Raw genomic sequence first — 12,067 nt, forward strand, 5'->3', positions numbered from 1 at the left:
CATGAGGAAACTAAGATCTGAATTAATGTCACTTCTATTCATATCATAGCTGATTTAAACTCGCTTTGTTATTCACTGACTGTCATTGAGTCTTATTTCATAAAGCGTGACTCAATGAACGTCGCTTTATTATCGTAATTCAGCCAAACCTGTTTTTTCAAAAAAGAGATTGTTATGACCCGTAAGTTATTGCCTATTTTAATGATGATGGTGGTATTAAGCCCATTAGCTATCGATATCTATTTACCGTCAATGCCTGAAATGGCGTTAGAGTTTTCTGTTTCTGACACACAAGTTCAATCTACGTTAGTACTCTTTATTTTAGCGATGGGTATTGGTCAGATTCTTATTGGTCCATTAGCTGATCGCTTTGGTCGTCGACCGATCGCATTACTGGGTATTTGTTTATATATTGCGAGTAGTTTATTTGCGGCATCGGTGGTGGAGTTTGAATATCTACAATTAGCGCGTGTACTACAGGGAATTGCTGCGTGTGCAACGTCAATTGTTGTTTTTAGTGCAGTACGAGATCGTTTTAATGCACAGCAAAGCGCACACTATTACAGTTATTTGAACGGCGTTATTTGTGTTATTCCTGCGTTAGCACCGACACTAGGTGGTTTTCTTGCTTTGCATTTTGGCTGGCGCTCTACGTTCATTTTCATGACCTTATTTGCTATTTTAGTTTTGTTTATTGTTGCTTTTAGGTTGCCTGAAACTCGTCCAGATCATAAAAATAATCATACCGCGTTATATCGTTGGGCACGTTATCAACCTATTTTAGCGAATAGCCAATTTGTATTTTATGCATTGACTTGCATGATGGGTATGGCAAGTATTTTAACCTATGTTTCTTATGCACCAAGTTGGATAATTAAACATTTACAGCTTAGTGAATTAACCTTTAGTTATTTGTTTGGTTTTAATGCTCTGATTAATATCGCAGCTTGTTTTATTGCACCTAAAGTAATTAAACAATTAGGTAATCATCAAACAGTGGTGGTTGCATTATGGCTGTTTATATTGTCAGCGGTGACGCAAGTGGTTATGCAACAAATACCCGTTGAAAGTGCATTATTAGCTGGGATATATTTTATGTTACCTATGCTGTTACTGTGCGTTGGTTTTGCTTTGTTATTGGGCCCAGCGACATCGATGGCATTAAGTGCTTTTGGTGAAAGGGCTGGAACGGCTAGTGCGTTATTAGGTTGTATTCAAATGAGTGGTGCTGCGTTATTAACTGGTTTGTTACAACAAACTCAATTTTCTGCTCCTTATGCGAGTGTGGTTATGATAGGTACAGGAGGTGTTATTTTGTTATTAACTATGTCATTACCCGCTTACAAACACTGGCATCAAGAGCAAGTAAGTTGTCATTAAAGCGCATTTATAGTGATTTAAAATACATTCGCATTATTACTTTTAGCCTGAGATAATAGTTTTATTATTCTTTTATAAATTGGACTCATGATGAAAAATTCAATCTTAAAGTTATCATTATTAAGCAGCTCTATTTTGTTGACCGCCTGTGTAACATCGTCGCCAACCGGACGTAATCAAGTTTTATTATTTGATGGGGCTGAAATGGCTACATTAGGCGTTAATTCATTTGAGGAATTAAAAAAACAAGAAACTATTAATCAAGATCCAAAAGTAAATACTTATGTGCAATGCGTTAGTAAACAGATAACGGATACGTTAGGTAAGCAGCCTGATTTTGATGAATGGGAAGTGGTTGTTTTTGAAAGCGATCAAGTCAATGCCTTTGCATTACCTGGTGGTAAAATTGGTGTTTATACAGGTTTATTAGAAGTCGCTAAAAACCAAGATCAACTTGCAACGGTTATTGGACATGAAATTGCTCACGTACAAGCGAATCATTCTAATGAGCGTTTATCTTCTAGTGAAATCACAGGCTACGGTACCTCAGCTGTACAAACGGTTATCGGTACTACTCAATACTCTGAAGTGGGAATGGCGGCATTAGGTTTAGGCGTACAATATGGTATTACGATGCCTTATGGGCGAGCTCAAGAGTCTGAAGCAGATATCGTTGGTTTACAGTTAATGAATGATGCAGGATTTGATCCACAACAGAGCGTTGAACTATGGAAAAACATGGCAGTCGCTTCTGGCGGTAGTGAGCCAATGGAGTTTTTGTCTACTCATCCATCAAATACAACGCGTATTAGTAACCTACAAGACGAGTTAAAGAACTTAACAAAAAGTACTAGAACTGCACCTAGTTGCACATTGTAATTATCTATTTAGAAATGACACTTTGTTAGTACTTCTTTAAAAATCCCCCTTAGATTAAGGTTAATCTAAGGGGGATTTTTCCTTAGCTGCTTCCTTCCTGCTTTATTTAATTCCACATCTGTCGCTGTTTAGTTGCGTGCAACACTTCGATATAAATAACGCTCACAAAATACTGGCGATAGCTTTCTAATCGTCGCTGCTAATGCTGCAATAATAATGACTGAAAATAATAACCTTCCCCAGAAAATCGTATTAAAATCTGCACCAATTAATAAAATCAATAATGTATCTTCAATCAAACTGTGTAATAAATTTAATAACATAATGGAAGTGAAAACATCTCGTGCTGCGACATGTCCTTTTTGTGCCTCATGTATCAATAACCCACCACCAAATGAAAGTCCTAATGTGGCACCAATAATAGTAATGTTCGTTGCTTCTTGGCTAATGCCTAATAACCTTAAAAAAGGCTTTAAGATGATCGCCATTAACTTTTCAATACCGAGTATTTTTAAAACCTTTAAAGTAAATAGCAACGTCGAAATAACAAGGAAGACCATCGCTAAATTTTGTAGCTGGCTAGTTACCCAATCAAGATAACCATTCTCGACACTGACCTCTGGAGACCAAAGCATTTTTGCTGGTTGATTAAGACTACCTGTTAACTGATAGGTCTGATGTAATATCCACGCGAGCAATAAGCTACCACCAATACGAAAGACTAAGGTTACCCATAAGTTAACACCTGCCTTTTTCGCGATAGTCGCTTCAATTGGTAAAGAGTGCGCAAGTAACATCATGCTGCCAAGAATAGATGCTTGGGCAACGGTCAGAGTATTGTCGATGCTTATTAGTACAATTAAACCGCCATAGATATTAGTGAGTAGCGTGGTTGCCCATACTAAGCTCATACTGTCTGGTAAGCCGACCGTTTGCATTAAAGGGCCAAGTAATTGGCTTAATAAAACAATACCACCTAATTCTTCAATAATTTTTATGGTAATTAAGATTGGGATCATGACTTTAAACAGAGTAAATGTGACATTAAAAATGTCTCTGCCTAATTCAATGAAAAAATGTTTAATAGATTGCATAAGACTAACCTTTATTTTTTTAAAATTTTAATAGGTTATATGATACATAATAAGACTGAATGAAAATTTCAAATATGACTGATTCTATTTTTAATATTTCTTTTTGGCTTGGGTAAAGGAAATATGGTTTTAAATAATGTGGTTTTAAAGAAATAATTTGTTTTGGAAAGTAATGAGAGTGAGTTAGCTTTAAAGTAAATCATGGCGTGAGGCAATCTAATGGATGTAGATAGAATTGATCGTGCGATATTAATGTCGCTGCAAAAAAATAACCGGTTACCTAATATTGAGCTTGCTGCAAAAGTGGGGTTATCCGCACCTGCTTGTTTAAAGCGAGTTAAACGTTTGCGAGAAGGTGGAGTCATTATCAGTGATGTTTCAATCATTGATGCACAGTTTGCGGGTAATAAAATGACCTTGATTGTCTCTATTGAGATGGAACGAGATAGAGCAGATATTTATCAGAAATTTAAACACTCAATTATTCAAGCTAACGAAGTGATGCAATGTTATCAAATATCAGGCGCATACGATTTTGTGCTGATTGTTTGTGTTCAAGATATTCAGGCCTATGAAGCCTTTGTAGATCGCGTATTACACACAGATTTGAATATTAGAAAGTTTCATACATCAGTGTCATTACGCACAGTAAAACACAGTACAGCCATTGAACTGTAATAATACCAATCACACTAATTAAGTTATCTATTTTACTTGTTAAAATAACTTATTTCTTCGTTGTAAATTTCGTAAAGGGAACAACCATTTAGCTCAATTTTCGCCTTGAACTAAGTTGTTTTTCCTGCGCAAAATTTAGATCACTTATTTAATGTAATCGGTATAAGTTAAGAATTAGTCTTGGTAAGTTAATGTTAATAATTGATAGGTCAGCGCTAATAAATAAAAACGAGAGTATATAAGGAAGTGAGAGAGTGTATAAGAAAGTGAGAATGTACCAATAAAAAAGCCGAATCAATTGATTCGGCTTTTTGAGTGAATGTTATTACTTATTTATAAGCTTATTAATTGTTTATAAATTTATAAATTATAGGTTAGCTAAAATTGCATCGACAGATGCTTTTGCATCACCTAATAACATTTCAGAGTTCTCTTTAAAGAACAGTGGGTTTTGTACACCAGCATAGCCAGCGCCCATTGAACGTTTAAACACAACTACTTTCTCTGCTTCCCAAACACTTAGTACTGGCATACCTGAAATCGGTGTACCTGGTTCGTTTGCAGCTGGGTTAACTGTATCATTTGCACCAATAACCAATACCACATCAGTGCTAGGGAAATCTTCGTTGATTTCATCCATTTCTAATACGATATCGTAAGGTACTTTAGACTCAGCTAATAATACATTCATGTGACCAGGTAGACGTCCTGCAACAGGGTGAATACCGAAGCGTACATTTTTACCTTTAGCACGTAGGCGCTTAGTAATTTCAGCAACAGGGTATTGTGCTTGAGCAACAGCCATACCGTATCCAGGTACAATAATGATGTTTTTCGCTGCATTTAGCGATGCTGCTACTTCTTGTGCTGTTGTTTCATTATGCTCGCCGTACTCTTGGTCGCCTTGGGCAAATGTTTCTGTACCGAAACCACCTAAGATTACGCTTACGAATGAACGATTCATTGCTTTACACATAATGTAAGACAGAATTGCACCACTTGAACCTACTAATGCACCAGTGATGATTAATAAGTCATTTGCTAGCATGAAACCAGTTGCTGCCGCAGCCCAACCTGAGTAAGAGTTAAGCATTGAAACAACTACTGGCATATCTGCACCACCAATAGAAGCTACTAAATGCCAACCGAATGCTAATGCAATCACTGTCATAATGATTAATGCAGTAAGACCTAAGTCACCACTTACAAAGGCAACCAGTAATAATGCTGCTGAAGTAACCGCTGCAATATTGATCCAGTTCTTACCTGGTAGTGATAACGCAGCACTGTTTATTTTTCCACTCAGTTTACAATAAGCAACGATTGAACCAGTGAATGTCACTGCACCAATGAATATGCCTAAAAATACTTCAACGTCATGAATTGTTTGAGCCGCTGGTGCTAAAACAGCATGGTCTAAGTATGAGTTGAAACCGATAAAGGTTGCCGCTAAGCCTACAAAGCTATGCAAGATTGCGATAAGTTCAGGCATTGAAGTCATTTCAACTTTTAATGCTAAACGAACACCAATACCAGCACCGACTGCCATTGCAATCGTAATGTAACCTAAACCCGATACTTGCGAGCTTGCAATCGTTGCAATGACTGCGATTATCATACCTATAATACCGAAGTAGTTACCGCGCTTTGCACTTTCTTGACTGCTTAAACCATTAAGGCTGGCAATAAATAGGATGGCTGCAATGATATAAGCAGCTGTAATTAATCCTTGAGACATATTTATTTATCCTTTTGGAACATTTTCAACATACGGTGTGTCACGGTAAAACCGCCCACGATGTTGATGGTTGCAATTAGTATCGCAATCGTAGATAGAGCAGTAACAGCGTTATTGTCACTACCGACTTGTAGCAATGCACCAATTACGATGATGCCACTGATTGCATTTGTCACACTCATTAATGGAGTATGTAGAGAATGTGCAACATTCCAAACTACGCCATAACCAACAATACATGCCAGCATAAATACAGTGAAATGTGCTAAGAAGTCTGAAGGCGCTACGCTTGCTAACCAACCGAATAAACCAGCAGCAACAATCGCTACAGCAGGTTTGATCCATTTGTTTGGTTCTTTTTCTTCAACGACCACTTCAACTTTTTCTTCAACTTTTGCTTGAGGTGCAGCACTGACGTTGATAGCTGGTGGTGGCCAAGAAATTTCACCTTCTTTAACAACCGTTGCACCACGAATAACTTCATCTTCAAAGTCGATATTAATTTGACCATCTTTGTTTTTACAAAGTAGTTTCATTAAGTTAACTAAGTTAGTTGAGTAAAGTTGGCTTGATTGTGTTGGTAAACGACTTGGTAAGTCGGTGTAACCAATTATTTTTACGCCATTTTCAGTAGTAAAGACTTCATCTTTTACTGTTAATGCTGCATTACCGCCAGCGGCTGCTGCTAAATCGACAATGACACTGCCAGATTTCATTGACTTGATCATCGCTTCAGTGATGATCTTAGGTGCAGGTTTACCTGGGATAAGCGCAGTAGTAATGATGATATCAACATCTTTAGCTTGTTCAGCCATCATTTCTGCTTGTGCTTGTTGGTAACCTTCACTCATGGTTTTTGCGTAACCAGTAGTGCTTACTTCGGTTTCTTCAACGTAGTTCACTTCAAGGAACTCAGCACCCATACTTTCGATTTGTTCTTTTACTTCAGGGCGAGTATCAAATGCACGAACGATTGCGCCTAAGCTACCAGCGGCACCTAAAGCAGCAAGTCCAGCAACACCAGCACCAACAATCAGTACTTTTGCAGGTGGTACTTTACCAGCAGCCGTAATTTGACCTGTAAAGAAACGACCAAATTGGTTTGCTGCTTCAATAACAGCACGGTAACCGGCAATATTTGCCATTGAACTCAGTGCGTCTAAAGCTTGTGCACGAGAAGTACGAGGAACACTGTCCATCGCAATCACGCTGATATTCTTAGCTTCTAGCTGTTTTAATAATTCAGGGTTTTGAGCTGGCCAAATAAAGCTAACAAGTGTTGCGCCTTCTTTGATTAGTTCAATTTCAGCTTGGGTAGGAGCGTTTACTTTAAAAATAATATCTGATTGTAAAACCGTTGCCGCATCAGCGCTAATTTCAGCACCTGCTTCTTGGTAAGTTAAATCAGAAAAGCTAGCCGCTGTTCCCGCATTTTGTTCTACAAGAAAAGTGAAACCTTGTTTAATCAATAGGGCAACAGTATTTGGTGTTGCGGCTACGCGGTTTTCATTTTCTTGGATCTCTTTAGGTATACCTATCTGCATAGTAATTCCATGATCGCTTATTGTAATAAATGGTTATAAAAAGTGTATCTTACGTGTCATTAAAAAAGGTCAATTAGATTGAGAACATCTTTTGCCTTATTGATATTTAACACTTACATACAAAGGACAATTTATATGATTGTTTTTGTAAAGTTTTCTGGGTTGTTATTTATGACAAAAAATTTCACCATGCTAAAGCTTAGTGAAAAAACAACGCTTACGCCACCATTTTAAGGTGCTTTAAAGGCTTTTTATGCAACATTAAGGTTACTTAATATAACCATTAATAATAAGAAGCTTCACTTGTTAACGTGATGTTAATGGAAAGGGCTTATCTGCTTAATTTGCTACGATTATGTTAAATTTTTACTAGGTTAGTTATACAAAGTTTTTTATATAAAACGTTTTTTATATAAAAGGAGGAGGGCATTCAAAGCTAACACGTAATTCAGTTGTGGGATGAGTTAATGTAATACTGGCCGCATGTAAAGCTAAGCGTTGAGGTGATATCTGTTTACCAAATTCGGTTGCGTAAAACTCATCACCTACAATGGGATGACCTAATTGTTGCATGTGTACTCGTAATTGGTGTGTTCGACCGGTAAGGGGAGTGAGTTTGACTAACGTTGTATTACTTTCTCTTTTGACTACCTGCCATTCTGTTTGTGAGCTTTTACCTTGCTCAAAATCTACCATTTGTCTGGGTCTATTTTCCCAATCACAGCGTAACGGTAAATCAATTAATCCTGCGTCTTGCTCTATGATCCCTTCTACACGTGCAAAATAGGTTTTATCAATAATTTTTTGTTGGAATTGACGACCCATATGGCTTTGCGCAGACTTTCGTAACGCTAAAACGATAATGCCAGATGTGGCCATGTCTAATCGATGTACTACACATGCATTGGGCCAAACACGAAGAATACGTAAAGCTAAACTGTCTTTATGCCAAGTATCGCGGCCAGGTACACTTAATAAGCCTGATGGTTTATTCAATACAACGATATCTTCATCTTGATGGATAATATCTAAGTACGGATGCATTGGTGGGTTATAAACAAAGTTTGGCATAATTAATTATCTGTATTGAAGCTTAAAGAGATAAGGCGATAAAGGAATTATTTATCGCCTATGCTTTATGGTGATGTATTACGAGTGAGTTGAAACAATAAAGCGAATAGCATCTAATTTTAGCTGCGTATTATCGAGTATTTGTTCAAAGTTCGCTTGTTGATCACTTAAATATTGAATCTCATCTTCACGAATATTTGGATTCACTGCTTTTAAAGCTAATAAACGAGCACTTTCTTGCTGCAAAGTATGCTGCATATTTTGTTTCGCTTCATCAATGATATCTGCCATTAAGCTTTGTGCGGTAGGCAATGATTGTTTAATCAGCTGATCAATCAATGATTGTGAAGCTGCGGCTACTTTACGACTAATATGACGATTAATGGGGGTTAATTGGCGATTAAAGCTATCAAAAGTAACATTTTCACCTAAGTTCTTGGCATTTTTATCCAATAACAAACGAATCGGTGTCGTTGGTAAGAAACGGCTTAATTGTGCATTATCAGTATTGATCGCTTCAACAACATAAATTAACTCTAAAAAAGTTGATGCTGCTGGTAATGAATTGTTCTTTAAGATCGCAACCGACGTAGTGCCTATCTCTGAACTTAATACAATATCTAATCCATTAGTAATGATTGGATGTTCCCATGTTAAATAAGATACATCATCACGGCTTAATGCGGTTTGGCGATTAAAAGTAACTGTTACACCATCTTCTGGTAAGCCGGCATAATCAGAAGCTAGCATGTGCTCAGTTGGTTTTAAAATTAAGCAATGTTCACTGCTATCTTCTTGTTGTACACCTAGAACATCGAACATCTGTAATGCAAAACCAGTAAAATGGGGAAGTTGATCCATCTCTGTAATGTCATCTAGCAAGTTACTGTTTTGTAATACACCACTTGAATTGATTTCTAATAACTTATCGCGACCTTGCTCTAAATTAGTTTTTAATTCGTTATTCAATGTTGATGTATGTTGGATCAGTTTGTCGAGTTGATTATCACTGTTATCACCCGTTGCTAATAAACTAATTAATTGGTCTTTAACTGCTTCGTAAACCGTATGGCCAGTAGGAGTTGTTTGCGTAAAGGCAGACAAACCTTGCTCATACCATTGTTGCAGAAATTCCTGCGATGTATCTTTTAAGTAAGGAGTATAGATTTGTATATCACAACGTTGTCCAATACGATCTAAACGGCCAATGCGTTGTTCTAATAAATCAGGGTTAATCGGTAGATCAAATAAAACCAGGTGATGAGCAAATTGGAAGTTACGTCCTTCAGACCCAATTTCAGAACACACCATGACTTGAGCACCGTCTTCAACTTGTGCAAAGTAGGCTGCTGACTTATCACGTTCAATTAATGATAAACCTTCATGGAATACAGCTGCTTTAATGGCTTCTCTAGTACGTAATGCTTCTTCAATGGCTAAAGCGGTTTGTGCTTGTGCAGCGATGATTAAGATCTTCTCATTTTTATTCTGTTGGATCAGATCGATCAACCAGTTAATACGAGGATCAAATGCACACCATGAGTTATCGGTTGAAGCTTCAAATGCTTGATAAATTTGCTCTGGATATAATGCCGTGAAAGCTTGTTGTGCAATATCACCAACAGGCATCATTTTAGAGACTTTCATTGCTGTTTTATATTGGTCAGGTAACGGTAAAGCAACTGATTTTAATAAGCGTTTTGGAAAACCTTTAATAGCAGAACGCGTATTTCTAAATAATAGACGACCAGTACCATGTCTATCTAATAAACCGCGGATTAACTCTTGTTGTGCAGATTGTTGCTCAGCTTCATCAATAGTAATATCAGTGATTACATTTAATAAAGGTTCAACATCTTGTTCAGATAACAATTCAGTAATACTATTTTTTGCATCGTCACTTAAAAACTTTCCATCTAACAGTTGGTTTACTGCATCTACAACTGGTTTATACCCTGCTTCTTCATTAACAAATGCTTGGTAATCATAGAAACGATTAGGATCAAGTAAACGTAATCGAGCAAAGTGACTTTCATGACCAAGTTGATCAGGCGTTGCCGTTAATAACAATACACCTGGAATAGCGTTAGCCAGTTTTTCTATTGCGTTATATTGAGCACTTGGTTTTTCTTTATCCCAAATAAGGTGATGAGCTTCATCTACAATTAATAAGTCCCAAGTCGCCAGTAATGCATTCTTTAAATGTTTTTGTTTACGAATTAAATCAATACTACACAACACTAATTGTTCAGTATCAAATGGATTAACTGCATCCAAATAAGCTTCTTCACAGCGTGATTCATCAAAAATACTAAAATGTAAATTAAAACGGCGCAGCATTTCTACTAACCACTGATGCTGTAGATTTTCAGGTAAAACAATCAATACACGTTTCGCGCGACCAGTAATTAATTGCTGGTGGATGATTAAACCTGCTTCGATTGTTTTACCTAAACCAACTTCATCTGCTAATAAAATACGCGGTGCATGACGTTGCCCAACTTCTTCAGCAATATAAAATTGGTGTGGAATAAGATCGACTCTTGCACCTAATAAACCACGTAAGTGAGAGCGTTGTTGTTCATGTTGATTAAGTAATGATTTATAACGTAAAACAAAACGATCGAATTTATCTATTTGTCCAGCAAACAATTTATCTTGAGGTTTATTGAATTTTATAAAGTTATTAAGGAAGGTTTCTTTTAATCTAGCTTCTTCACCAGTATCGATACGTGTACCAATGTAAGTGATAATCTCGTTACTTTCTTCTATATCCGTCACTAACAAAGTCCAATCGTCGTGACTTAATATTTCATCACCTATATTAAAGCGAACACGTGTTACGGGAGCTTCTTGAATAGAATAAAGGCGTTGTTCACCTGAAGCTGGAAATAACAGCGTCAACATACGTCCTTCAATTGCAACAATAGTACCTAAACCTAACTCTGATTCCGCGTCACTAATCCAACGCTGGCCTAACGAAAATGTCATAAAAACTCACTCATCATTTGTAACTAAAAAACTTAATAGCAGAAAAGCCGCGTATGTTACCTAAATCCTAATCAAACATACTAGCGTTAAATAGAATAAATGCGGGGAAAATAAAAATAGCATATAAATGAAAGAAAATGAGGGGTTGTTTGTTATTTAAGCAAACGATAATTAATCGTAATAAAACGCTTGCGAATAGTTTCGCGATCCCTATAATACGCCGCACAGACAAGGACGGAGGCGCAAGCCACTAGCCAAGACTGAGAATAAAAGAAACGCGTTAACGATTCAAACTTCGGTTTGAAATTAAGTTAAAATAAGACGTTGACATTGTTCGAAAGGCGCGTAATATACGCCGCCTAGCCGAAAGGCACGCTCTTTAACAATTTAATCAAACAATCTGTGTGAGCACTTGTTGTTGATGTGATTTCAAAAAAATCAAAGTCCTTTCTTGTAAAGGCAGTAACTTTTCACTTCGTGAAATAGATTACTCTATCAATAATAGTGACACACGAAATAATTCATTATTTCAGAATAATAAATTGTTAATTGCTTATATTTATATGAGTCATTAGCAGTAAGTTTTAGTCAGTAGTATTGAGTCGCACTTTACTTTTGAAATATAAAGTAAGTGCACATTAAACTTTAAATTGAAGAGTTTGATCATGGCTCAGATTGAACGCTGGCGGCAG

The 12,067-nt window shown here is 36.9% G+C and carries 8 protein-coding genes; 3 read left to right on the plus strand and 5 right to left on the minus strand.

What is annotated here, in order from left to right; genetic code table 11:
• Positions 1–174: 174 nt before the first annotated feature.
• Complete coding sequence (locus V6255_RS06720; RefSeq protein ID WP_341627461.1) at positions 175–1,380, plus strand: multidrug effflux MFS transporter; 1,206 nt, start codon at positions 175–177, stop codon at positions 1,378–1,380.
• Between the two features lie 90 nt (positions 1,381–1,470).
• Complete coding sequence (locus tag V6255_RS06725; protein ID WP_341627462.1) at positions 1,471–2,259, plus strand: M48 family metallopeptidase; 789 nt, start codon at positions 1,471–1,473, stop codon at positions 2,257–2,259.
• Between the two features lie 128 nt (positions 2,260–2,387).
• Here V6255_RS06725 and V6255_RS06730 read toward each other — a convergent pair whose 3' ends face one another.
• Entirely contained in the window at positions 2,388–3,353 is a 966-nt protein-coding gene (locus V6255_RS06730) for a hypothetical protein (RefSeq protein WP_341627463.1), read from the minus strand.
• Between the two features lie 219 nt (positions 3,354–3,572).
• Here V6255_RS06730 and V6255_RS06735 point away from each other — a divergent pair, with 219 nt between their 5' ends.
• Positions 3,573–4,031 carry an Lrp/AsnC family transcriptional regulator gene (locus V6255_RS06735; protein ID WP_341627464.1) on the plus strand — a complete coding sequence of 153 codons (459 nt, stop codon included), beginning with the start codon at positions 3,573–3,575 and terminating at the stop codon, positions 4,029–4,031.
• 367 nt (positions 4,032–4,398) lie between these two features.
• On the opposite strand, the gene pntB is transcribed toward V6255_RS06735, so the two are convergent.
• The 4 genes from pntB to rapA form a co-directional block, all read right to left on the minus strand.
• Positions 4,399–5,769 (minus strand): Re/Si-specific NAD(P)(+) transhydrogenase subunit beta, encoded by a 1,371-nt coding sequence (gene pntB / locus V6255_RS06740; RefSeq protein WP_341627465.1) that lies wholly within the window; start codon positions 5,767–5,769, stop codon positions 4,399–4,401.
• A gap of 2 nt (positions 5,770–5,771) precedes the next feature.
• On the minus strand, positions 5,772–7,313 hold the full coding sequence (locus V6255_RS06745) for a Re/Si-specific NAD(P)(+) transhydrogenase subunit alpha (protein WP_341627466.1): 1,542 nt from the start codon (positions 7,311–7,313) through the stop codon (positions 5,772–5,774).
• Between the two features lie 408 nt (positions 7,314–7,721).
• Complete coding sequence (locus V6255_RS06750) at positions 7,722–8,384, minus strand: RluA family pseudouridine synthase (protein ID WP_341627467.1); 663 nt, start codon at positions 8,382–8,384, stop codon at positions 7,722–7,724.
• 78 nt (positions 8,385–8,462) lie between these two features.
• Positions 8,463–11,375: an RNA polymerase-associated protein RapA gene (gene rapA / locus V6255_RS06755; protein WP_341627468.1), complete on the minus strand. Its 2,913-nt coding sequence runs from the start codon at positions 11,373–11,375 to the stop codon at positions 8,463–8,465.
• Positions 11,376–12,067: the final 692 nt, after the last annotated feature.

This window comes from Psychromonas arctica (assembly GCF_038155225.1).
GTDB classification, from domain to species: domain Bacteria; phylum Pseudomonadota; class Gammaproteobacteria; order Enterobacterales; family Psychromonadaceae; genus Psychromonas; species Psychromonas arctica_B.